Origin of the sequence: Enterobacter sp. 302C9 (assembly GCF_034106085.1) — a bacterium.
In the GTDB taxonomy this organism is placed as follows: Bacteria; Pseudomonadota; Gammaproteobacteria; order Enterobacterales; family Enterobacteriaceae; genus Enterobacter; species Enterobacter asburiae_B.
The window spans coordinates 27,331-51,208 of sequence record NZ_JAWNBW010000008.1; the positions used below are offsets into that span (position 1 = coordinate 27,331).

Genomic DNA, 23,878 nt, shown 5'->3' on the forward strand with positions numbered 1-23,878 from the left:
CCTGTGGGAGAGGGCCGCAGTGAATTACAGAGCCTGGTGCTTCGTCTCGTGCGTCAGCAGCAGCGCAATCAGCGTCAGCGCCGCCATGGCCGCCAGATAGACGCCCACATAGAACAGACCATAGTTCGCCTGCAGCCAGGTGGCGATATACGGCGCAACGGACGCGCCCAGAATAGAGGCAACGTTGTAGGAGAACGACGCGCCGGTATAACGCACTTCCGTCGGGAACAGCTCAGGCAGCAGCGCGCCCATCGGGCCGAAGGTCAGCCCCATCAGGCTCAGGCCAATCAGCAGATAGGCCATCACCAGCGCCGGGCTACCTGAACCCAGCAGCGGCGGGAAGACGAACAGCGCGAACAGAATAATCAGCGTGGTGATCGTAATCATGCTCGCACGACGACCAAATTTGTCCGCCAGCAGGCCCGCAATCGGTACCATCACGCCAAACCCGATCACCGCCATCATCAGCATCCACAGCACTTCGTTACGCGGCAGGCCCAGGCCAACCGGCGCGGCGGCGGTACTGAACGTCATGGAGTAGACGGTCATGATGTAGAACAGCGTATAGGTTGCCAGCATGATAAACGTGCCCAGCACGGTCACGCGGACGTGTTTGGTCAGCAGCGTACCCAGCGGCACTTTCACCTGCTTGTTCGCCGCGGCCACTTTCGCAAAAACAGGAGTCTCATGCAGCGAAACACGCACATACAGGCCAATCAGCACCAGCACGGCTGAGAAGATAAACGGGAGACGCCAGCCCCAGCTCATGAACTGTTCATCCGTCAGCAGCCAGGAGAGCAGCAGGAACGTCCCGTTGGCAAAGAAGAAGCCAATCGGCGCGCCCAGCTGCGGGAATGAACCGTACAGCGCGCGCTTGCGCGCCGGGGCGTTCTCGGTGGCCAGCAGCGCCGCGCCGCCCCATTCACCGCCCAGCCCCAGACCCTGACCGAAACGCGCCAGCGCCAGCAGGACCGGCGCCAGAATGCCGATGGTTTCATAGGTCGGCAGCAGACCGATGGCTACGGTGGAGATGCCCATCGTCAGCAGCGAGGCCACCAGGGTGACTTTTCGGCCAATGCGATCGCCAAAGTGTCCAAACAGCGCAGAGCCAATCGGACGCGCAACAAACGCGATGGCAAAGGTCGCCAGAGACTGCAGCGTGGCCGCCGTTGGATCGCCCTGAGGGAAGAAAATATGCGGGAAGACGATGACCGCGGCGGTGGCATAAATATAAAAGTCGAAGAACTCAATGGCGGTGCCAATCAGCGAGGCGACGACAACTTTATTGCGCGAGTTTACCGGAACGTTTTCCGTTCCTGAGTCGAGTGTGGTGGCTGTTGCTTGCATAATATTTTCTTATTTTTGTCGAACGAAAGGCCATATTACGCACAGCAAAAGCGACATTTCAATCTGTAACAAAACCGCGAGCTGGTGATAAAAGCAACAAAAAGCGGATAATTTTCAGGCCAGCGAAAACACGTCTATGAAATGCTTCACAGATTTTAAATATCAGTCAATTAAACTGGTTTTCAGTTAAATAAAAGTTACGGACTGGATTTATATGCTGAAATGATGAATCGGGCTGAAATTTCAGCCCGAGAGCGGGGCTAGCGGTGCGTTTTACCGGGCATTCGCGTGTCGCCTTTGTACTCGGCGGTGGCAATCCATGCCGCGCAGAACAGCGTCAGACGGGCGAAGAAATAGAAGAAGGCCATCAGTCCCAGCACCGAGCCAAACGCCGCGCCGGAAGGGGATTTCACCAGCGACGGCAGCGTGTAGGTCATCACGATTTTGATCACCTCAAAGCCGATCGCCGCAATCAACGTGCCGCGGATCAGCGCCTTCTTGCGCGGACGATGGCGGGGCAAGCGCCAGAAGATCCAGAAGAACAGCAGGTAGTTGGCGAAGATAGAAATGGCCAGCCCAATGCCGCGCCAGGCGGGCTTGAGCCATTCGATGTAATCAAGATAGAGCGCGGAGATGATCATCTGCTGCGCCGAGCCCGCCACGGAGGTAATGGAAAGCGTCACGATCAGCGCGACGAGCAGGCCAATCAGCGAAACAAAATCGCGGAGATACTTCACCCAGATTTTCTCCTGGTCCTGCGGCTTACGCTCCCAGACGTCGCGCGACTGGGCGCGGATGGCCTCGCGCAGGTTGCCCATCCAGTTAACGCCGGAGTAAAGGGCAATCAGCAAACCGACGATGCCGACGGTGGTACGCTGCTGAACGGCGGTATTGATGGTGCTTTTGAGCGTGCTGGCAAGGGTCGGGTCACTGACGTTATTCAGGATCTTAGTGAAGATATCCTGCAGCAGCGTCGGGTGCGACGCGAGCACAAAACCGGCTGCCGCAAACGACACCATCAGGATTGGGATCATCGACAGGAAGGAAAAATAGGTGATGGCGGCACCAAACTGGTTCCCCATGCGGTCATTAAACCGTTCTGTGGCGCGTATCAGGTGCGCAATCATGGGAAGCTGCTGGATCTTTTCTGCCATGCTGGTAACCGTACCCAGCGCTTTGCTGGCTGTTCCCGGCGTTGCGGGCGCTTCAGGCTCGGTTTCCATCTTTTTGACGGGCTCATACTCTAAATGTTGGGTGGGTCGTTGCGGGTTGTTTTCCGGCATCACGCGCATTTTCCTTTTCGTTGAGCTGGATGTGTTTTTGAATTATAGCTTGCGGCTAGTCCACGTAAGCTTTTGTGAGTTCAGTAAGCCACTCCATGAACAGATGGACCCGGCGGGAGAGGTTGCGGCGGTGGGGGTAAATCAGGGAGACAGGCATCGGTTCGGCCCGGTATTGCGGGAGGATCTCAATCAGTTTCTTCGCGCGCAGTAAATCACGCACCCCAACCCGCGGAACCTGAATAATGCCCAGCCCGGCGAGACAGGCAGCCTGGTAAGTTTCCGTGCTGTTGACGGTTAACACCCCGCCCGTTTTTATCCACTGCGTCGCACTGCCGTTATAAAACTCAAAGCCCTGCGGGCGGGTTCCCAGCATCGCGGCGTAGTGGATCACGGCGTGCGAGCCTAAATCGTCGAGCGTTTCCGGGTAGCCAAATCGCGCCAGATAATCCGGGCTGGCGCAATTAATCACCGACAGCTTGCCCAGCGGACGGGCAATCAGCCCTGAATCCTTCAATGTGCCGACGCGCACCACGCAATCAAACCCTTCGCGGATCACATCCACCAGACGATCGCTGCTGCTGAGCTCGAGTTCAATGCCCGGATAGTGCTGCAGAAAAGCAGGCAGTTTGGGGATGACTAAATTTCGAGCAACGCCGACGGGCATATCCACGCGGAGCCGACCGCTGATGCTGGAGGGATCGTGCTGAAACATACCGTCGAGTTCATCAAGGTTTGCCAGCAGATCTTTTGCCCGTTCGTAATAGACCATGCCGTCCTGCGTCAGGCTGACGCGTCGCGTGGTGCGGTGCAATAGCTGGGTGCCAAGCCGGTTTTCCAGGGCCTGAATTTGCCGCGAGACGCTGCCTTTCGGCAGGGTTAATGTTTCGGCCGCGCGGGAAAAACTCTCCAGTTCCGCGACGCGGACGAACAACTGCATTGCGTGAATTTTATCCATAGAGGAAGCTCATTGTTGTTTCTGTTGAAACAGTGAAGCGTTTTAACCCATCTTTATTGATTTTCTATCACCTAATAAGCTCTTTCTCAATCTCCTTAACAGCCAAAACGAGGTTTATGATGAGTGAACGTATCGCATTAGTGACGGGTGGTAGCCGTGGTCTGGGTAAAAACGCTGCGTTAAAGCTGGCGGCAGACGGAACGGGAATTGTCCTGACATACAATCGTAGCCAGCAGGAAGCGCTGGATGTTGTGCATGAAATTCAGGAAAAAGGCGTCAACGCAGCGGCATTACAGCTCAACGTCGGGGATATCACGAGTTTTGATCATTTTGCCCGACAGCTTCAGGAAACCCTTAAGACCGCCTGGCAGCGCGAAACCTTTGACTATTTATTGAACAATGCCGGAACGGGTTTATATGCGCCCTATGCCGACACGACGGAAGCCCAGTTTGATGAAGCGCTGAACATTCATTTCAAAGGACCTTTCTTCCTGACCCAGCGCCTGCTGCCGCTGCTTAACGACGGGGGGCGTATCCTCAACGTCTCAAGCGGGCTGGCCCGTTTTACCCAGCCGGGCTCTGGGACCTACGCGGCCATGAAGGGGGCGATGGAAGTGCTGACGCGTTATCAGGCGAAAGAGCTGGGCGCGCGCGGAATTTCCGTCAATATCATTGCGCCGGGCGCGATTGAAACCGACTTTGGCGGCGGACGCGTGCGCGACAACGCGGAGCTGAATCAGCTTCTGGCCTCGCAGACGGCGCTGGGCCGGGTGGGGCTGCCGGACGATATTGGCGATGCCATTGCGGCACTGCTCAGCGATAAATTGGGCTGGATGAATGCGCAACGTATTGAAGTATCAGGCGGTATGTTCCTGTGATGCACGGGCTTAAGGGGAAGGAACCCCTTAATGAAACCCTTAGTATGGATGTGTCTGCATACTGACAGTGATAAAGAACGCAGGCAGCCATAGCCGATAACCCCTTTTCATCACGATATTTCTCCAGAGAAAGACCCTGATGTTTATTTATTAACGCAATGGCGGCAGAAAATATTTTCAGAGAATGACGTTTGATATTCGTTTCCTCTTAATAGCGACACTGAAGAGGAAACGACGTCCGGGAAATATCTGCTAAAAAGCGGTTGGTCAGGAATTATTATTCAGGTATTCCTGCTGTAATAAACCAAATAGCCAGTCATTTTGCCAGCGCCCCGCAAGGTAATAGCTCTCGCGTAATTCACCTTCCAGGCGAAAGCGGGCTTTTTCCAGCAGGCGTCTTGACGCGACATTTCCCGCGGTGACGGTGGCGGTGAGCCGCCGTATACCGCCCTGATGAAAAGCGTAATCGCAAAGCGCTTTCAGAGATTCAAAGCCGTAACCTTTCCCCTGCGCCTCGGGTGCGAAAAGGAAGCCCACTTCGGCGCAGTCTTCCTCCCGATGAATATACCCGGTAACGCCCAGCGGGGCCGGTGAGGCGATGTCACGCACGACGAGACAAAGCCAGTGCGCGCTGCCCGGTGCCCATGGGGCCAGGCGCGAATCAAACGCCTCGCGGATCGCCGCGACGGGGCGGTTTTCCGCCACAAAGCGCATCACGTCCGGGTGCTGCTGTAGCGCCAGAAAAAAGGGCCAGTCTTGTTCCTGCAGGGGCGAACAGGTCAGGCGAGAGGTAATTAAAACCGGCATTCAGATTCTCCTGAAACATTTTAAATCATTTTAGGGTTGTCACTTTATTTCAACAGAAAGTCAGGTATGGTTAACCGCGTATAAATAAAAAGAATAAAGGGCGTTTCGTGCCCATTCCGGATGTCTTCGTTGTCGCTTAAGGAAAACAATGACTCTCAGCACATCACATCATATTCGCGAACAGTTTGAACACTGTCTGGCAGTCATTCGCCATGCGTCGGTGGAAATTTTACTCCTTCTGAATGTACATGCTTCTGAGGGAAAAGATCCACGCTGGTTTCTGGAACAACTCGACAGCGCGCGATTAGCTCTGGGCGGCTGGGGAGCCGTTGCGAAAAAACTCAACCTCAATGATGCCGAGATGTCGGAATTTACGCTCCAGCTGCGCCTGCTGCAGCAGCGCGTTCCGCAGTATGAAAGCGGACAGGATGTGAGTGAAAACCAGCTTATTGCGGCGATGCGGTTTGTGACCGCGCTGGAACATCTTCGCCTGCAGCAGCCGCTGTTGACCTACAGCACCGACCTGGCACCGGGAAGCGAACTCCAGCAGCAGCAGGCGCACAAGCAGGTACGCGCGATTGAGCTGATGATCAAAGGGCTCATCCAGCAGGCCTGGCCCGATCAGGTACGGCTGAACAACCATCTTAAGACCCTGTTTAACGCTGACCGCGTGCGGCGCTGGCTGAAGCTTGGCGAGATCAATGATGTCCTCAGCGGCATGATGTTCAGTGAACTGGCGCAGATGCTGGTGGATAAAAAAGAGTTCAGCCGCTATTACGCTTCGCTGTTCAGCGACCCGTCCATGCTGACGCTGCTGGTTGAACCGCGCAAAACGCTGCAAACTTTCCTCGATGACATTCGGCAAATCCGCAACAGCATCACCGTTCAGAAAACGTTAAGCTCGGCGCAAATCCAGCTGCTGGATAACTACTACGCGCAGATCGCGCGGCCCGTTCAGCGCGCGTTTGAAGAGGGGAGAACGCGCGTCAATCCGGCCGGATTCATGGCGGTAGATGCCAGCGAATTGCATACCTTCTGGGAAAAGGCGCAGAAAATGGATCGGGTCACCGGTGGGGATCTGTTTGAAGTCCGTGACACCATTGAAAAGCCGACCCAGCGCGCGCCGCGTACCCCTGAACAACGCGAGCAGCTCATTTCCGGTGCGCTATGGGGGGCGGTTGGCGTCATGGTGATTGCCATCGTGGCGGGTGGCTTCTGGCTGGTGACCAGCAGCAAACCGCAGCCTGCAACCGCCAGCGCGGCTGAAGCGGCTCCTCCGCAGGAAATGCGCGAGACGCCTTCTTCGCGCGAAACGCTCACGCGCATGGGGGTCACCTGGGACGAGAATAATTTCCGCTCGGCCATTAACCGCAACGATACCCGCGTAACCCTGCTATTTTTGCAGGGCGGTATGGACTGGAAGCTGTCCTGGACCGAAGAGGCGATGTCGGCAGGCTATGACGATGTGCTGGAGCTGATGTTACGCTACCGCCAGAACATGGTGGAAGAGAAGCCGTGCCGTCGCTTCATCAACACGCTCAGCCACGCCATGTCGAACGGCGAGTCTCTGACCTCGGTTCGTAAAGAGTATCTCAAAGCGTTCTGCACCGTGCCTGCCGTGGTGAAACGCCAGCAGCACGATCTCGACATGGCCACACGGCGCGCGCAGTCGCAGCCGGATGCCACCACGAAAAAATGGCAGTCTATTCAGACTGCCATTTATGAGGTGATTCGCTAAAATTTTTCCCCTCACCCCAGCCCTCTCCCCATAGGGGCGAGGGAGATGAAGAGCGCACCGTGCAGTCCACTCTCCCCTCTGGGGAGAGGGTTAGGGTGAGGGGTGAGGGCACCAGACCGCACCCCGCTTAAGGCTCCCCATACAACCCAATCAGCCGCCGCACCACGCCGTTCGTCCAGCCAAAACCGTCCTGCAGCGGATACTCACCCCCGCCGCCTTCGCGCGGCGTGCTGCTGGCGATGTGGTACTTCTCAATCAGCTTGTGATGCGTCTTATAAAAATGGTTCACCGTATGCAGCCAGCTCCAGGCGATCTCATCGCCCAGCGAGTCGTTGCCGTACTGCTTGAACCCCTGAATCGCCATCCACTGCAGCGGCGCCCAGCCGTTGGGTTTATCCCACTGCTCGCCGGTTTCGTACTCGGTCGCCAGAATTCCGCCCGGCGTCAGCAGACGCGCCTTGACCGCATCCGACAAACGTTCTGCCTGCTCGTGCGTCGCCATTCCAACATATAGCGGCACAATGCTGGCGGCAGAAAACAGCGCCAGCTCTTCGCGTCGCCAGTCGTAATCGCGGTAGCAGCCGCTCTCCTCATCCCACAGATAGCGGTTTACCGCCGCGCGGCGATCGTTGGCTTTCTGGCGGAACGCCTCTGCCGTCTCTTTATCCCCTTTCGACGCGGAGATGTTGGCGATAGCGCTTTCCAGCTTGAACAGGAAGGCGTTCAGATCGATGGGAATAAACTGCGTCGTGCGGATGCTGGCGAGCCGCGACGGATCGCGCAGCCAGCGGGACGAGTAATCCCAGCCGGACGCCGCCCCCGCGCGCAGATCGCGATACACCTCATTGGGCGGGCGACCCGAGTGGCGCGCGGTTTCAACGTCCTCGATCCACGATTCGTCGCGCGGGGTATCACGGTCGTCCCAGTAGCGGTTGAGCAGTGAACCGTCCGGCATACGCACGGCGCTGCGGTAAGCCTGGTTAAGCAGCAGCGACTCCGCGCCGTCCATCCAGAAGGCGTACTCCATTTTGAGGTGGTCCAGATAGCGTTTCGCACCGCGCACGCCGTCCTCCTCGAACAGCTCCACCATCAGGGCAAAGACCGGCGGCTGCGAGCGGCTGAGGTAATAGGTGCGGTTGCCGTTGGGGATATGCCCATAGCGTTCAATCAGCCAGGCGAAGTTGTCCGCCATACATTTGAGCAGATCGTTACGGCCGCTCTCCGCCAGCCCCAGCATGGAGAAATAGGAATCCCAGTAGTAGGTCTCGCTGAATCGCCCGCCGGGGACGATATAGGCCTGGGGCAGGGCCAGCAGGGAAGACCAGGGAATATGATCCTGCGGCTCGCGCGTCAGCACCGGCCACAGGTTATCAATGTGCTCTTTCAGGGAGAGTCCCGGGTCGGAGACATATTCTGTGCCGTACGTTTCCGGCATCCAGAAGTGGTTCTCCACAAACTGGCGCAGGTCGAAATCCCGGTGGCGTCTGACCTTGCGGTAGCGGATCAGGATATCCAGCGGATCCATCTTCGGCGCGCAGTCGGGGAAGGTTTTACTGTCCGCAAACAGCCGCGTCGACTGCACATGCTCGAACAGTTCAAGATAGCGGTCTGCGGGCGTCAACGCATCGGAGGCGGGTAGCCCCTCGATCATTTCGGGTTCCGGCTCCGCCTCAATCATTTCATCCAGTTTCAACTCGCAGGGATCGGTCTCGTAGCGCAGCTCTTCTGCAATCTCGAACTCGATGTTCTCGGTAGCCTGTAGTTTCTGGTTGAACATGGTGATAGGGACCTCCGGTTGTGTGTTCAAAAGACAGGTTTATCCGGGCGTCTTATAAGCGTAGACATTCGCTTCGGTAGATGGGGAGGGATATGTGCGGTAGATCACTATTTTCGGAGCATTCGTTTTGCAACGATTTATGAATGTTAAAAAAAATGCCCCTCCGGAGAGGGGCATCAGGATTAACGCATGGTCACAAACTCTTCCGCGGCCGTCGGGTGGATGGCCACCGTGTTGTCGAAGTCTTTCTTGGTTGCGCCCATCTTCAGCGCCACGGCGAAGCCCTGCAGGATCTCGTCCATGCCGAAACCGATGCCGTGGATACCGACAATCTTCTCTTCCGGGCCCACGCAGACCAGCTTCATGCGGCACGGCTGACGGTGAGAGGTGACAGCGGTGTACATGGCGGTAAACGCCGATTTATACACTTTCACCTGGTCGTCGCCGTACTGCTCACGCGCCTGCGGCTCGGTTAAGCCGACGGTGCCGATTGGCGGGTGGCTGAAGACCACGGTCGGGATGTTGCTGTAGTCCAGATGCTCGTCCGGCTTGTTGTTGAACAGGCGCTCGGAGAGACGACGACCCGCCGCAACGGCGACCGGCGTCAGCTCAACCGCGCCGGTGTTGTCGCCGACCGCATAAATGCCCGGTACGCTGGTGTTCTGGAATTTATCGACGACGATATAGCCTTTTTCGTCGGTTTTCACGCCCGTCACGCCCAGGTTGAAGTTATCGTTCGCAGGTTCACGGCCAATCGCCCAGATCAGGCAATCGACGGTCTGGCTGCGGCCATCTTCCAGCTCAAGCGTCAGGCTGCCGTCCGCGTTTTTCACCACCGCTTTTGGCACGGCGTTGGTGTGCAGGGTCGGGCCTTCGGTGTTCATCACTTCAACCAGCGTATCGACAATCAGCGGGTCAAAGCTGCGCAGCGGCGCGTGTTTACGTACGAACAGGTGCGCTTCCGCGCCCAGGCCGTTAATCACGCCAGCCAGTTCCACCGCGATATAGCCCGCGCCAACAACGGCAACGCGTTTTGGCAGGGCAGGCAGCTCGAAGAAACCGTCGGAGTCGATGCCGTATTCCACGCCCGGGATGTTCGGGTGGCTCGGACGACCGCCGGTGGCGATCAGGATGCGATCGGCGGTGATCGTCTCGCCGTTCACTTCGATCGTTTTCGCGTCCACAAAGCGGGCGAAACCGTGGATAACATCGACGTTATTTTTACCCAGCACGTTGTCGTACGAGGTGTGAATGCGGTCGATGTAGGCGGTACGGCTGGCGATCAGTTTGTCCCAGTCGAAGCGGTTGATGGTGGTGTCAAAGCCGTAGTCCGGGCCATACATATGGATAGCTTCACGGATCTGCGCCGCATGCCACATCACTTTCTTCGGTACACAACCCACGTTCACGCAGGTGCCGCCCAGCGCTTTGGCTTCAATCAGCGCGCACTTCTGGCCGTACATGGCCGCACGGTTGATGGAGGCGATGCCGCCGCTGCCGCCGCCGATTGCGATGTAGTCATAATGCTTAGTCATTGCTTTTGTCCTTAATCGTGAATTGCCGCGATTGTATACCTGAAATCAATAGTTTCCACCGATGACTGCGATTACTCCGGCACGATCCAACTGACGGTGGCGTGGCCTGTACCGGCGGGGACCAGCGTTTTATGCAGCCACGGCAGCACGTTGTTCATCTGCGCTTCGAGCTTCCACGGCGGGTTGATCACAATCATGCCGGAGGCGGTCATGCCGCGCTGATCGCTGTCAGGGCGTACCGCCAGCTCGATCTGCAGGATCTTGCGGATGCCGGTCGCTTCCAGGTCTTTGATCATGCGTTTGATCTGCGCGCGCAGCACCACCGGGTACCACAGGGCATAGGTGCCGGTAGCAAAGCGTTTGTAGCCTTCGTGGATGCCGGTTACCACCGCCTGATAGTCGGTTTTGATTTCGTACGGCGGGTCGATCAGCACCAGGCCACGACGGGAAACCGGCGGCAGTTTGGCCTTCAGCTGCTGGTAACCGTCGGCTTTTTCCACGCGGGCGCGGCTATCTTTCTGGAATTCGGAACGCAGCAGCGGGAAGTCGCTCGGATGCAGCTCGGTCAACTGGAGGCTGTCCTGCTCGCGCAGCAGCTGGCGTGCAATCAGCGGTGAGCCAGGGTAGTAGCGCAGCTGGCCGTTGCGGTTGAAGTGATTCACCACGCCGATGTAAGGCTCCAGCTCGGCAGGCAGGTCGTCCTGCTGCCAGATGCGGGCAATCCCTTCCAGATATTCACCGGTACGCTCGGCATGCTCGCCGCTCAGCTGATAACGGCCCGCGCCCGCGTGCGTGTCCAGATAGAGAAACGGCTTCTCTTTCTCTTTGAGCGATTCGATGATCAGGCTCTGAACGGTGTGTTTAAGGACGTCGGCGTGGTTGCCTGCGTGGAAGCTGTGGCGATAACTGAGCATGGATGAATGTGTTCCAGGTAGTAAACGTAGGCCCGATAAGCGTAACGCCATCGGGCAAAAATAGAGCGTATCGCCACAGTATACAGAAAAGTTTCCACCGCCGCGAAAGCGCAACGTCCGGCATTGAAATCCTCTACACTTAACCCCATTCTAGATCTCATATGCACAGCGCCGGATGCGCGCTTCATTCACCTATTTCAACAGGACAGCGTTTATGACCAATCCATTACTGACGCCTTTTTCGTTGCCGCCGTTTTCTAAAATCCTCCCTGAGCATGTTGTTCCAGCCGTTACGCAATCGCTGGACAACTGCCGCGCGGCGGTAGAAAGCGTGGTAGCGCAGGGCGCGCCGTACACCTGGGAAAATCTGTGTCAGCCGCTGGCCGAAGTGGACGACGTGCTGGGGCGTATCTTCTCCCCGGTGAGCCACCTGAACTCGGTAAAAAACAGCCCGGAACTGCGCGAAGCCTACGAGCAGACCCTGCCGTTGCTCTCTGAGTACAGCACCTGGGTCGGGCAGCACGAAGGGCTGTACAAAGCCTACCGCGACCTGCGCGACGGCGACCACTATGCCGAACTGAACACGGCGCAGAAAAAATCGGTCGATAACGCCCTGCGTGATTTTGAGCTGTCCGGGATTGGCCTGCCAAAAGAGAAGCAGACCCGCTACGGCGAAATTGCCGCGCGTCTGTCCGAACTGGGCAACCAGTACAGCAACAACGTGCTCGACGCCACCATGGGCTGGACGAAGCTGATTACCGACGAAGCTGAGCTGGCCGGTATGCCGGAAAGCGCGCTGGCGGCGGCAAAAGCCCAGGCCGAAGCGAAAGAGCAGGAAGGCTTCCTGTTGACGCTGGATATCCCGAGCTATCTGCCGGTGATGACCTACTGCGACAACCAGGCCCTGCGCGAAGAGATGTACCGCGCGTACAGCACCCGCGCCTCCGATCAGGGGCCGAATGCCGGTAAGTGGGACAACAGCCCGGTAATGGCGGAAATCCTCGCCCTGCGTCACGAGCTGGCGCAGCTGCTGGGCTTCGAAAACTACGCGGATAAATCCCTCGCCACCAAAATGGCGGAGAACCCGCAGCAGGTGCTCGACTTCCTGACCGATCTGGCGAAACGCGCCCGTCCGCAGGGTGAGAAAGAGCTGGCCCAGCTGCGCGCCTTCGCGAAAGCCGAGTTCGGCGTGGACGAGCTGCAGCCGTGGGATATCGCGTACTACAGCGAAAAACAGAAGCAGCATCTCTACAGCATCAGCGACGAGCAGCTGCGCCCGTACTTCCCGGAAAACAAAGCCGTTAACGGCCTGTTCGAAGTGGTAAAACGCATCTATGGCATCACCGCCAAAGAGCGTACCGATATCGACGTCTGGCACCCGGACGTGCGCTTCTTCGAGCTGTATGACGAGAAAAACGAGCTGCGCGGCAGCTTCTACCTCGATCTCTACGCGCGTGAGAACAAGCGCGGCGGGGCGTGGATGGACGACTGCGTAGGCCAGATGCGTAAAGCCGACGGTTCCCTGCAAAAACCGGTCGCCTACCTGACCTGTAACTTCAACCGTCCGGTAAGCGGCAAACCGGCGCTGTTCACCCACGACGAAGTGATCACCCTTTTCCACGAGTTCGGTCATGGTCTGCACCACATGCTGACCCGTATCGAAACCGCAGGCGTAGCCGGTATCAGCGGCGTGCCGTGGGATGCGGTCGAGCTGCCAAGCCAGTTTATGGAAAACTGGTGCTGGGAGCCGGACGCGCTGGCGTTTATCTCCGGCCACTACGAGACCGGCGAACCGCTGCCGAAAGAGCTGCTGGATAAAATGCTGGCGGCGAAAAACTACCAGGCGGCGATGTTCATTCTGCGCCAGCTGGAGTTCGGCCTGTTCGATTTCCGCCTTCACGCCGAGTTTAGCCCGGAGCAGGGTGCGAAAATCCTTGAGACCCTGGCCGAGATTAAAAAGCAGGTTGCCGTTATTCCAGGGCCAACCTGGGGCCGCTTCCCGCATGCCTTCAGCCATATCTTCGCCGGCGGCTACGCGGCGGGCTACTACAGCTACCTGTGGGCCGACGTGCTGGCGGCAGATGCCTTCTCCCGCTTCGAAGAAGAGGGGATCTTCAACCGCGAAACCGGCCAGTCGTTCCTCGATAACATCCTGACCCGCGGCGGGTCTGAAGAGCCAATGGTGCTGTTCAAACGCTTCCGCGGACGCGAGCCGCAGCTGGACGCGATGCTTGAGCATTACGGGATCAAAGGCTGATTGTTACGTGAAGATCTGCTTAGTAGATGAAACAGGCGCCGGAGACGGCGCCTTATCTGTTCTGGCGGCCCGCTGGGGGCTGGAGCACGATGAAGAAAACCTGATGGCGCTGGTGATGACGCCGGAACATCTCGAATTACGCAAGCGCGACGAACCGAAGCTCGGCGGGATTTTCGTCGATTTTGTCGGCGGCGCGATGGCGCACCGGCGCAAGTTCGGCGGCGGTCGCGGCGAAGCGGTGGCCAAAGCGGTCGGCATTAAAGGGAGCTACCTTCCGGACGTGGTCGATGCCACGGCGGGGCTGGGGCGCGATGCGTTTGTGCTGGCGTCTGTCGGCTGCCGCGTGCGGATGCTGGAGCGTAATCCGGTCGTCGCTGCGCTGCTCGACGACGGGCTGGCGCGAGGCTACGCGGACCCGGAAATCGGCCCCTGGCTGCAGGATCGTTTGCAGCTGATCCACGCCTCCAGCCTGACGGCATTAACGGACATCACCCCGCGCCCGCAGGTGGTCTATCTCGACCCTATGTTCCCGCATAAGCAGAAAAGCGCGCTGGTGAAGAAAGAGATGCGGGTGTTTCAGTCGCTGGTGGGGCCGGATTTGGATGCCGATGGCCTGCTGGAGCCGGCTCGTCAGCTTGCCACGAAGCGGGTGGTGGTAAAGCGCCCGGACTATGCGCCGCCGCTGGCGGACGTTGCGACCACTAACGCGGTGACCACCAAAGGGCACCGGTTTGATATTTATCCGGGTACGCCGGAATAAAAAAAGCCGGGTGGCGGCTTCGCCTTACCCGGCCTGTGTCCTCGATCTATCCCCTCTCCCTTTGGGAGAGGGTTAGGGTGAGGGGAGTTTAACGCACTTACTCGTCTTCTTCGTCACGCAGTGGAACAATCAGCATATCCACGTGAACGGTGTTAATCAGCTGGCGCGCTGAAGACATCAGTTTGCTCCAGAAGTCCTGATGATGACCGCAAACCACCAGGTCCATATCGTATTTCTTAATCGCATCAACCAGCACCTGGCCCAGGTCGCCGCTGCCGCTCAGGGTTTCGGTAATCGGATAGCCCGCGTTGGTGGAGAGTTCGCTCAGGGCATGGTGAGTCTCTTCGGAGATGCGTTTCTGCATATCGCCAAGATTCACGTCGATCAGACCGGTGTAGAGGTCGGAGTAATTCACGTCAACGTGAATCAGCGAAACTTTCGCGTTGTAGGGACGTGCCATGGATACCGCTTTATCAACCAGCACTTTGCTCTCCGGAGAGAGGTCAACCGCGATGAGAATGTGTTTGTAAGCCATAGTGTTACTCCTTCCTTAAGTTATCGATGACTAAGTGAGAATGCCGTCGTCTGATACTTTCATTACGGCCCAGTTAAACATATTTTTCAAGCTTTGGTGTTGATAACGATTAACCTTGTGGCAAAAAAATTAACGGATCTCCTACACTGTTAAATGAGCCGTTCGGATATTAAAACGCGAACCGGATCGATTTTGGTCATTCTTTCACTGAACTGTCTGTCAGGGCATTGGGGTGCGGTAGCTCAGGAGCCTTGCTTCGTGGGCGGACGCCGGGGAGGATGTATGATTAGCACCGTCGCATTGTTTTGGGCGTTATGCGTGGTTTGCATAGTGAATATGGCGCGCTACTTCTCATCGTTACGTGCGCTGTTAGTGGTACTTCGTGGTTGCGATCCGTTGCTTTATCAGTATGTGGACGGTGGAGGGTTCTTCACCTCGCATGGACAGCCCAGCAAGCAGATGCGTCTGGTGGGGTACATCTACTACCAGCGCTACCGCGATCATCACGATGAAGAGTTTATTCGTCGCTGCGAGCGCCTGCGTCGTCAGTTCATTTTGACCAGTGCCCTGTGCGGGCTGGTCGTAGTCAGTATGATTGCATTGATGATTTGGCACTGAGCATCACAGCAGGCGGGGAAAGCCCCGCCTTCTTTCATCTGGCTCAGGGCTTAACTGAGAACCGGAGACTGGAGATATTGTTCTCAATCGAAATAACCTTTCCGCTATAGGCAATGTTCACTTCCCCGCTTGTATCAATACTGGCCGAGGTTATCGTGCCTGTACCTTCGATTACCGGATACTTCATCGCAAGCTGATGGATAATATCAGGGTCTTTCCCTGCAAGCGCCCCCGAGAGATAGTAACGGTAGATTGTGGGCACGGTTGCACCATCCTGATTGTTCACGGTCATATAGAGCCAGACGCTATCGGATAATTTATAAACGCGCTGTAGCTCATCGCTATTTCGCTGATTGGGCTGATGGTTTAACCAGAAAAATCCAATGACCAGAACCAGAAGTGAAAAGGTAACAAGGCGATGAATCCATTTAATAGCCGTTTTGAATGGCATACTCTATTCCTTCTCTGATGTTGCGTTGGTCCGTTGGGTCGTCTCCGTAAGGCGGCTTTTCGTACCATTTTCCCCATTCCGGTTTTGAGGTACCTGCCCGGCCTTGAGCCCAGCCTGCCCCCATAAGGAGGATGTTTGCAGGGATACCTGCCGCAGTACCGGCGGCTCCGAAGTTGAAGTTACCAAATGCAGCAAAATAAGGGTCGAATTTTTTATAATCCCAGGGACCGCCATTTCGGACTTTTTGGTAGAACCAATAATACGTTGAGGGCGTAGCCATATTGCGTGACATTCCGTTAAGGCGTGCCTCACGCATATTGTTCGCTATAACGATTGAACCCGGTCCTGAGATAGGGACAGAAGCCATACATTCTCCTTTGTCTGGATTTTTCTTCTGGCCGCCATGATAGTTTTTTCTGTGTTTTAAAATTGAACAAAAAATGTTCAGGAAATCCTCATGTTATCAAACACTTCATGGAAAAAAGCTGCCATAAAAAAAGCGGGTCAGTTTTCCTGACCCGCTTTTTTGTCGCACTAAACCGATTAGATCAGCTTCAGCGAAATCCAGTACAAACCGCCAGACAGCAGGATGGACGCCGGAAGGGTGAACACCCAGGCCATCAGAATGTTGGTCACGGTTTTGCGCTGCAGACCGCCACCGTCAACAATCATGGTACCTGCCACGGACGAAGAGAGTACGTGGGTGGTGGATACCGGCATACCGGTGTAGCTCGCCAGACCGATAGACACTGCCGCCGTCATCTGCGCGGACATACCCTGCGCATAGGTCATGCCTTTCTTACCGATCTTCTCGCCGATGGTGGTCGCCACACGACGCCAGCCAATCATCGTACCGATACCAAGCGCCAGCGCGACGGCCATGATGATCCAGATTGGCGCGTACTCAATGGTGTTGAGCATATCGCTTTTCAGTTTCTTCAGCAGACGTTTGTCGTCACCATTCACCTCTGGCAGCTTCGCGACTTTATCGGTCACATCAGAGATACAGAGCATGATACGACGAAGCTGACCACGCTGTTCTACAGCCAGTTTGTCGTAGCTTTCGATATCGCCCAGCATGCCTTTCGCACGTTCCAGCGCGTTAATCGCGTTTGCCGGATGGCAGTGGAACTCGCCAGGCGCGGTGGTTGCACCGGCTTCCGGAGAAGGGATCAATTGATCAACGCCGGTCGCTTTTTTCAGCAGGTCAGGATGCTGCTGGAAATAGGTTTCAACGTTGTTGACCGCATCGCGGGTACGGGTGATTTCGTAACCCGAGGCGTTCATGTTCACCACGAAGCCTGCCGGTGCGACGCCGATCAGAACCAGCATCACCAGACCAATGCCTTTCTGCCCGTCGTTCGCGCCGTGAGAGAAGGCCACGCCGATAGCAGAAATGATCAGGGCGATACGCGTCCAGAACGGCGGCTTTTTCTTGCCGTCTTTCTTTTCACGCTCTGCTGGCGTCAGGTGGATACGCGCACGTTTTTTCGTGTTGCTCCAGTAGCGACGCAGGATGAAAATCAATCCCCCCGCGACTACCAGACCCACGATAGGGGAGATGATCAGGGAGCCGAAAATGCCCAATACTTTAGGCAGGTTCAGCGCATCAACAACCGATGTCCCGGTCATCAGGGCGTTGGTTAACCCGATACCGATAATCGCGCCGATGAGGGTGTGAGAACTGGATGCAGGCAGGCCAAAATACCAGGTACCGAGGTTCCAGATAATTGCAGCAAGCAGCATTGAGAACACCATAGCGAGGCCATGGCCAGAACTAACGTTAAGCAGCAGATCCGTTGGTAGCATATGCACGATGGCATACGCAACGCTCAGCCCGCCCAGGAGAACACCAAAAAAGTTAAATACCGCCGCCATAACAACCGCAAGCTGCGATCGCATTGCGCGAGTGTAGATAACCGTCGCTACTGCGTTTGCAGTGTCGTGGAAGCCGTTGATCGCTTCGTAAAACAGTACAAAAACCAGAGCAAGCAATAATAAAAGCCCGGTATGTAAATCCAGGCCGGCAAACAAATGTAGCATAGGACGTTACGCCATTTTGAGGACATGAACGCGGCGCATTATCCAGGACAAATGCGCGGCGGGCAAAGTGAAATATAGACTTTTTTTGACATACCACCTGATTTGAGAAAAGCGCCAGAAAGGATATTCTTTAAATTTCAATGGAATGGCTTTGTAATATCTTTTTACGCTGGTGTGACCACAGAGGAAACTTTACAATCCGCGGCAGTTAACAAAGAGGGTTTTGACGTGGAAAGGTTTGATGCCGTGGTAATTGGCGCCGGTGCGGCGGGTATGTTTTGTGCGGCAATGGCCGGACAGGCGGGTCGTCGCGTGCTGCTGCTGGATAACGGTAAAAAGCCCGGCCGTAAGATCCTGATGTCCGGCGGTGGGCGCTGCAACTTTACTAATCTGTATGTTGAACCCGCGGCCTATTTGAGCCAAAACCGTCATTTTTGTAAATCTGCGCTGGCGCGCTACACCCAATGGGATTTTATCGACCTTGTGGGTAAGCACGGTATCGCGTGGCATGAAAAGACGCTGGGGCAGCTGTTCTGCGACGACTCCGCGCAGCAGATTGTCGATATGCTGGTGGCCGAGTGCGAGAAGGGCGGCGTCGTCATGCGCCTGCGCACGGAAGTGCTGGAAGTCGCCCGCGACGACCAGGGCTATACGCTGCAGCTGAACGGTGAAACCGTCAGTGCGGATAGCCTGGTGATCGCCAGCGGCGGCCTGTCGATGCCGGGGCTGGGCGCCTCCCCGTTCGGCTATAAGATTGCCGAACAGTTTGGCCTGAAAGTCTTGCCCACTCGCGCCGGGCTGGTGCCATTTACGCTGCATAAACCGCTTCTTGAACAGCTTCAGACGCTGTCTGGCGTGTCCGTTCCCTCGGTCATTACCGCCGAAGACGGGACGGTGTTCCGCGAAAATCTGCTCTTTACCCATCGCGGCCTCTCCGGCCCGGCGGTACTGCAAATCTCCAGCTACTGGCAGCCGGGGGAGTTTGTCACGGTTAACCTGCTTCCCGATTGCGATCTCGACGCGTTCCTTAACGAGCAGCGTACTGCGCACCCGAATCAAAGCCTGAAAAACACCCTGGCAATGCAGCTGCCAAAACGTCTGGTGGAATGTTTGCAGGCGCTGGGGCAGATCCCGGACGTGTCGCTCAAGCAGCTTAACAGCCGCGAGCAGGAAACGCTGGTCGAGACCCTGACAAACTGGCGCGTTCAGCCAAACGGCACCGAAGGCTACCGCACCGCAGAAGTGACGCTGGGTGGCGTTGACACGAATGAGCTCTCGTCCCGCACCATGGAAGCGCGCAACGTGCCGGGGCTCTATTTTATTGGCGAAGTGATGGACGTCACCGGCTGGCTCGGCGGGTACAACTTCCAGTGGGCATGGGCAAGTGCCTGGGCGTGCGCTCAGGCGCTGGCAGATGTCCGAAGACAATAAAGTTGTACACAAAGCACTAAAGTTGTAACCATTCTCAAAAAACGACGCTAATGTTGTATACTTACTGAATGTGTGGTTATAGGGTTGGAGACTATAAAATGCACATATAGGTACGTATCAATGTCGTTTTTTGGGTACGATCATGGGTAGGGGTAGGCGTCTCAAATCCTATTTGGATTATGAAAATGCGCTAGGTGACGGCATAGGAGTGGGCTATGGCCAAAGTTATCAGCCCTGGCTTAGAGCTCAGGACGTTAAATCCCGTGGAAACCGTTCGATAGTCTTTGGCCTTAAGACGTTTCGAAACCATCATCTCCTTTCTTCTGTCGAAAGTAACTTTTTCTATCTGGCTGAGTTTAATGACTCGGTGATTGATATCCGGGAACAATTCCCACTCTTTCCTCTCCGGCTTACCCAACAAATAGCAAATCATCTACATTTTCAACATCCTATGGTGAGGGGAGTAAGAGGAGTACCTGTCGAAGTTCTGAATGTTATGACAACCGATTTTTTACTGACCTTGAGAACTCCTGAAGGCGGACTTCGATACAAAGCTATAGCAGTAAAACAAAACGAGAGCATACCTGAACGCGAAGCCCAAAAACTTGAAATAGAGAGGATGTTTTGGCAGTTGATTGATGTTGAGTTTCAAATTTATGTTGGCTCGGAACTCAATAACGTCGTCGGTAAAAATATTTGTTGGGTTACTTCTGTATTAAGAGATGGTTCTGTATTTTATGATAAATATCCTCTTGATAAAATCCTATGGAAGCTTAAACCAGATGTTTATCCCATAGTGGGACTACGTGCAATGATTTCATCAATCATTGGGGTAGATGCACAAGAAGCGATGATGTTATTGCAGGCAATGATTGGATTAAAAATGATAAAAATTGATTTATCATATCCAATACTCGAAACCGGTCTGATAAAGATAATATCCAATGGCCACTATATAGGACTGAACGCAAATGGATATTATTAGAAATTCAGTCTGGCTCTCTCAAGGCACTGATTTGCTTGCAGAGGGGCTTTATCGTGTTTTGGATTTTGACAAAAAGGTTGATTTGTTAATTTTGTTTAAAATAAAATCAGAAAGAACTGGTAAGCCAATTCCTTTCTCATTTTCATTGTTTAAATATTATATTGAATCAAATAGCATAACTTGTAAAGATTATATATACCCTTCAGATATGTTAGTAGATGAGAAAGAAATAACAGATGAAGACAGGGGAAGGCGAGATGAAAATTACAATATCATTAAAGATCTTGTAGATGACAGAATGTTTCTGTTCGACTATGCATTACATAAAAAGTCTCACCTTTTAATGGACTACTCCAGAAATAAAAAAATATCACAATATACTATCAGAACGCTTCTGGCGTTGTACTGGCGACATGGGCAGGATGTTTATGCATTACTACCCGCATTCTCGAACTGTGGTGCCGCTGGGAAAAGTAGAATCAAACATGAAATTCAACTTGGGAATTCCAAGAAAAACAGAGCATTACCTAATGAACGTTCACGTGGTTTCATTCTTAATGAAAGAGATATAAATAATATTAGAAAATCTCTCATTATGTATCATTATAAAGTTAACGGAGATACGATAAAGAAAACATTAGAGAGACATATTGATTTGTATTTTAGGGATGAAATTAAAACAGCAAACTTAGAAAATAGAGCTCCATATGTTCCTTCTTTAAAACAATTTTCATACTGGAATAAAAAACTCTTCACTAAAGATTTCTCGATAAAGAAGAAGAACACGAAAAAAGAAATAGACCTCAAAATGCGGGCGCTTTTAGGTAGTGCGGCTAATACAACTGTTTTACCGGGTGATGTTTTCGAAATAGACTCAACTGTCGCTGATGTACATCTTATTTCGAGTTTAAACAGACGAAAAGTCATTGGGCGCCCAACTATTTATACAGTGGTGGATCGCGCAACAAGAATGATTGTTGGCCTTCATGTTTCTTTATACCATGCTTCATGGCGAGCTGCCCGACAAGCGTTAGCAAATTGCTTTATGCCAAAAAAAGAATATTGTAGATTATTTGGAATCTCTATTACTAATGATGATTGGCCTTGTTCTCATATTCCATTAACATTGATGTGTGACAACGGGGAGATGATTGGTCTTAAACCTCAGGAAAAGATGACCCCCCTGACAAAACTTGAGTTTGCGCCAGTCGGTAGAGGCGACAGAAAAAGCATTGTTGAACGCTGTTTCGGTATTCTAAATGATGAAGTTATTCATAGGCTTATTGGAACAACACGAAGGGGTAAGATTGTTAAAGGAGAGCCAACACCGCAATCCAGGGCTTGTTTAACGATTCAGGAGGTCACGTCTTTACTGATTCGGGAGATACTTGCACATAATCAGAGAACATATGAAGAACTGGCTTATATCAATCCCTTACTGATTGAAAATGATCTCGTAATATCACCAAAAAATAGTTGGATGATAAGCTTAAAGCACGGGAGATTCAGCGCAAGAGCCGTTGGGGCCGACGAAGTGATCGCACGATTGTTGATCCCTGTGAACGCTAACATTACCGCCGGTGGGATTCAGTACAATAATCTTTTTTATGAATGTGATCCAGACATTGCATCAGGTGCCAGAGTATTTGGAAGAACCACTTGTGAAGCAAGAATAGATGACAATTGCGTAGATTATATATATGTAAGATTTGACAAAAATAGCATTTTCAAAAAGCATTACCTGCTTAAGAAAAGAGATATATTTAAAGGTAAAGCTCATCTTGATACAGATGTAATGGCTGATTGGGTAGATACTCAAAAAGAAATTAATTTATTTACTCTGGATTCACTCAGCAATATCAATAATAAAGATGATTTTAACAAGAAAGGTAACGAAAGATTAAATGAAATATACGAATCTCGACGGGTACATGGTAAAGATATTAAAAAGAACAGGAAAAATGAACTTGATTCATTAGGGCGAACTGATGTTGCTAATGGAAGACCTGAACCCCTACTTCCGTCATCCAGTAAGGTTCTGCTTTTGCCTGGCCGGGAGGAGAAACAAAGATGGTTAAAAGGTAAGAAGAAGACTGAGGACGCAGAATAATGAACCTTATACGGAGCGTTTCAGCGATATATAAAGAACAGGAGTTACCTGAGTATCGTGGCAACCCCTTAATTGAAGCACTTCCTGAAGCGCTTACGGAAGATGAAGTACTTCTGGAAATGAGTTATTTTCCCGAAATTGACGAAAAAATCCGCTGGACTGCCCCGGCGAATGTTAGAGAGCAGTATGTCGAACGTATAAAGAAATTCCGTTGCCCTCAAACCAATCTTATCCAGGCTTATAAAATGATTTTACGGGCACTTAGGGAAAGCTATGCAGCCCGTAATCCTTTAAAAAGCGGAACTATTCAATATCTTCATTACTATGGGACTGAGCGTCCTGATATTGAACCCGAAAGTGGATATTTTAAATCCCAGGCTGAAACCATTACGATAGTTGGAATGAGTGGTTCTGGAAAAACTACCATGATCGAGCAAGTCATGGATCATTTCCCTCAGATTATAGAACACAGCAGCTATAAAGGAGTTTTTCCCGGCTTCAGTAAGCAAATCGTATGGGTAAAGATTAATTGTCCATACAACTCAAGTGTGAGAGACCTTTGTGAAGAGATTTTACAAAAATTAGATGAAGCAATTGGTATTGAACGAACTACACCAGAGATTAGAAATGGTGCTCTGGCTCGCCAGATTGCGCAAAGAATAAAATCATCATTTTTAGGTATCCTTGTTATTGATGAAATGCAGAGGCTAAAATTTTCAAGAACTGGAGGTGAGAGTAAGTTGATTGATTTTTTACATGAAATTGTAGATTCGATGGGGGTATCTATGGTTTTTTGTGGAAATCATCCTTTTGACGAGACTCTGACAAAGAAAATGAGAATTGCCAGGCGGGCAGAGTCTGGTGGTTACATGAAAATTTCAAATGTCAGATACGACTCACAAGACTGGCAATCGTTTATTCATTATTTATGGCCATTACAATGGACAAATGTTGAAACACCATTAAATGATGAGTTAAACGAAAAATTATTCATTTTATCTAAAGGCAACATTGGATTGGCTCAGATGATTTATCGGGGGGCACAATTAAAGGTTATCGGTAGCGGTAATGAAATCATAACTGGTGCAGTCTTGTCGGCCTCTGTACCGGTACTCGTAAGCCATACGGAGGAATATAAGGATACTTTACTCCCGGGGGCAGCGACTGAAGACGAGGAAGCCAAATGGCTCTCTGCATCTAATGAAAGTGATGCTTCGGCTAAGTTCATGTCAGAGAGGCCCTTAAAAGCTTTGATCCCTGGAGATATAGACAGGCCACAGCACAAGGAATTCGTAAGAAAAATAGACGAGGTTATGCGCAATTTCGACGAGAAAATACTGTCTCTTGACCATGATCTTGTTATCACCAGAACAGCTGAAAAGAAAAATACCTACGATGCTCTTCAGCGTTGCGGGCTTATAAATACAGATCCACTTAATAAATTGTAATGAGGT

The 23,878-nt window shown here is 53.1% G+C and carries 20 protein-coding genes and 1 pseudogene; 9 read left to right on the top strand and 12 right to left on the bottom strand.

The window, feature by feature from the left end; all coding sequences use genetic code 11:
* Nucleotides 1-24: 24 nt before the first annotated feature.
* From UR289_RS15385 to UR289_RS15395, 3 genes are all read right to left on the bottom strand, one after another.
* Nucleotides 25-1,347: an MFS transporter gene (locus tag UR289_RS15385; protein ID WP_023309582.1), complete on the bottom strand. Its 1,323-nt coding sequence runs from the start codon at nucleotides 1,345-1,347 to the stop codon at nucleotides 25-27.
* A 260-nt stretch (nucleotides 1,348-1,607) separates the two neighbouring features.
* Entirely contained in the window at nucleotides 1,608-2,630 is a 1,023-nt protein-coding gene (yhjD, locus tag UR289_RS15390) for an inner membrane protein YhjD (protein ID WP_414146682.1), read from the bottom strand.
* Nucleotides 2,631-2,685: 55 nt separating this feature from the next.
* On the bottom strand, nucleotides 2,686-3,585 hold the full coding sequence (locus tag UR289_RS15395; protein ID WP_045404754.1) for a LysR family transcriptional regulator: 900 nt from the start codon (nucleotides 3,583-3,585) through the stop codon (nucleotides 2,686-2,688).
* Between the two features lie 119 nt (nucleotides 3,586-3,704).
* Here UR289_RS15395 and UR289_RS15400 point away from each other — a divergent pair, with 119 nt between their 5' ends.
* On the top strand, nucleotides 3,705-4,463 hold the full coding sequence (locus tag UR289_RS15400; RefSeq protein WP_094934859.1) for an SDR family NAD(P)-dependent oxidoreductase: 759 nt from the start codon (nucleotides 3,705-3,707) through the stop codon (nucleotides 4,461-4,463).
* Nucleotides 4,464-4,560: 97 nt separating this feature from the next.
* On the opposite strand, the pseudogene UR289_RS15405 reads toward UR289_RS15400, so the two are convergent.
* Both UR289_RS15405 and UR289_RS15410 read right to left on the bottom strand, forming a co-directional pair.
* Nucleotides 4,561-4,659: pseudogene (locus UR289_RS15405) on the bottom strand (lysozyme); the annotation flags it as partial.
* A gap of 71 nt (nucleotides 4,660-4,730) precedes the next feature.
* The gene (locus UR289_RS15410) at nucleotides 4,731-5,270 is read right to left on the bottom strand and encodes a GNAT family protein (protein WP_320710809.1); all 540 of its coding nucleotides are present in this window, start codon (nucleotides 5,268-5,270) and stop codon (nucleotides 4,731-4,733) included.
* A 148-nt stretch (nucleotides 5,271-5,418) separates the two neighbouring features.
* Here UR289_RS15410 and UR289_RS15415 point away from each other — a divergent pair, with 148 nt between their 5' ends.
* On the top strand, nucleotides 5,419-7,008 hold the full coding sequence (locus tag UR289_RS15415; protein ID WP_032662140.1) for an STY4199 family HEPN domain-containing protein: 1,590 nt from the start codon (nucleotides 5,419-5,421) through the stop codon (nucleotides 7,006-7,008).
* 127 nt (nucleotides 7,009-7,135) lie between these two features.
* On the opposite strand, the gene UR289_RS15420 is transcribed toward UR289_RS15415, so the two are convergent.
* The 3 genes from UR289_RS15420 to UR289_RS15430 all read right to left on the bottom strand — a co-directional run bounded on the left by UR289_RS15420 (nucleotide 7,136) and on the right by UR289_RS15430 (nucleotide 11,234).
* Entirely contained in the window at nucleotides 7,136-8,785 is a 1,650-nt protein-coding gene (locus UR289_RS15420) for an alpha,alpha-trehalase (RefSeq protein ID WP_033146864.1), read from the bottom strand.
* Between the two features lie 182 nt (nucleotides 8,786-8,967).
* A complete protein-coding gene (gene gorA / locus UR289_RS15425; protein ID WP_029740254.1) occupies nucleotides 8,968-10,320 on the bottom strand; it encodes a glutathione-disulfide reductase in 1,353 nt (450 codons plus the stop codon).
* Nucleotides 10,321-10,391: 71 nt separating this feature from the next.
* Nucleotides 10,392-11,234: a 23S rRNA (adenine(2030)-N(6))-methyltransferase RlmJ gene (locus UR289_RS15430; protein WP_032640380.1), complete on the bottom strand. Its 843-nt coding sequence runs from the start codon at nucleotides 11,232-11,234 to the stop codon at nucleotides 10,392-10,394.
* A gap of 214 nt (nucleotides 11,235-11,448) precedes the next feature.
* On the opposite strand from UR289_RS15430, the gene prlC reads away from it, so the two are divergent.
* The gene (gene prlC / locus UR289_RS15435) at nucleotides 11,449-13,491 is read left to right on the top strand and encodes an oligopeptidase A (RefSeq protein ID WP_064673676.1); all 2,043 of its coding nucleotides are present in this window, start codon (nucleotides 11,449-11,451) and stop codon (nucleotides 13,489-13,491) included.
* A gap of 7 nt (nucleotides 13,492-13,498) precedes the next feature.
* Nucleotides 13,499-14,251: a 16S rRNA (guanine(1516)-N(2))-methyltransferase RsmJ gene (gene rsmJ, locus UR289_RS15440; RefSeq protein ID WP_033146861.1), complete on the top strand. Its 753-nt coding sequence runs from the start codon at nucleotides 13,499-13,501 to the stop codon at nucleotides 14,249-14,251.
* Between the two features lie 97 nt (nucleotides 14,252-14,348).
* Here the strand turns inward: rsmJ and uspA are convergent, their stop codons facing one another.
* On the bottom strand, nucleotides 14,349-14,786 hold the full coding sequence (gene uspA / locus UR289_RS15445; RefSeq protein WP_003861223.1) for a universal stress protein UspA: 438 nt from the start codon (nucleotides 14,784-14,786) through the stop codon (nucleotides 14,349-14,351).
* Nucleotides 14,787-15,068: 282 nt separating this feature from the next.
* Between uspA and uspB the strand changes: the two genes are divergently transcribed.
* On the top strand, nucleotides 15,069-15,404 hold the full coding sequence (uspB, locus tag UR289_RS15450) for a universal stress protein UspB (RefSeq protein ID WP_003861224.1): 336 nt from the start codon (nucleotides 15,069-15,071) through the stop codon (nucleotides 15,402-15,404).
* Nucleotides 15,405-15,447: 43 nt separating this feature from the next.
* Here uspB and UR289_RS15455 read toward each other — a convergent pair whose 3' ends face one another.
* The 3 genes from UR289_RS15455 to pitA all read right to left on the bottom strand — a co-directional run bounded on the left by UR289_RS15455 (nucleotide 15,448) and on the right by pitA (nucleotide 17,898).
* The gene (locus UR289_RS15455; RefSeq protein ID WP_320710812.1) at nucleotides 15,448-15,855 is read right to left on the bottom strand and encodes a hypothetical protein; all 408 of its coding nucleotides are present in this window, start codon (nucleotides 15,853-15,855) and stop codon (nucleotides 15,448-15,450) included.
* Entirely contained in the window at nucleotides 15,833-16,222 is a 390-nt protein-coding gene (locus tag UR289_RS15460) for a polymorphic toxin type 44 domain-containing protein (RefSeq protein ID WP_029740249.1), read from the bottom strand. The genes UR289_RS15455 and UR289_RS15460 overlap by 23 nt, the downstream gene beginning before the upstream one ends.
* Nucleotides 16,223-16,398: 176 nt before the next feature.
* On the bottom strand, nucleotides 16,399-17,898 hold the full coding sequence (gene pitA / locus UR289_RS15465; RefSeq protein ID WP_023309552.1) for an inorganic phosphate transporter PitA: 1,500 nt from the start codon (nucleotides 17,896-17,898) through the stop codon (nucleotides 16,399-16,401).
* Between the two features lie 228 nt (nucleotides 17,899-18,126).
* Between pitA and UR289_RS15470 the strand changes: the two genes are divergently transcribed.
* From UR289_RS15470 to UR289_RS15485, 4 genes are all read left to right on the top strand, one after another.
* Nucleotides 18,127-19,329 (top strand): NAD(P)/FAD-dependent oxidoreductase, encoded by a 1,203-nt coding sequence (locus UR289_RS15470; protein ID WP_210867504.1) that lies wholly within the window; start codon nucleotides 18,127-18,129, stop codon nucleotides 19,327-19,329.
* Between the two features lie 142 nt (nucleotides 19,330-19,471).
* On the top strand, nucleotides 19,472-20,314 hold the full coding sequence (locus UR289_RS15475; RefSeq protein ID WP_028018331.1) for a TnsA endonuclease N-terminal domain-containing protein: 843 nt from the start codon (nucleotides 19,472-19,474) through the stop codon (nucleotides 20,312-20,314).
* Entirely contained in the window at nucleotides 20,301-22,424 is a 2,124-nt protein-coding gene (locus UR289_RS15480) for a transposase (protein ID WP_320710814.1), read from the top strand. The genes UR289_RS15475 and UR289_RS15480 overlap by 14 nt, the downstream gene beginning before the upstream one ends.
* Nucleotides 22,424-23,872, top strand: a complete 1,449-nt coding sequence (locus UR289_RS15485) for an ATP-binding protein (protein WP_320710815.1) — start codon at nucleotides 22,424-22,426, stop codon at nucleotides 23,870-23,872. Before UR289_RS15480 ends, UR289_RS15485 begins: the two co-directional genes overlap by 1 nt.
* Nucleotides 23,873-23,878: the final 6 nt, after the last annotated feature.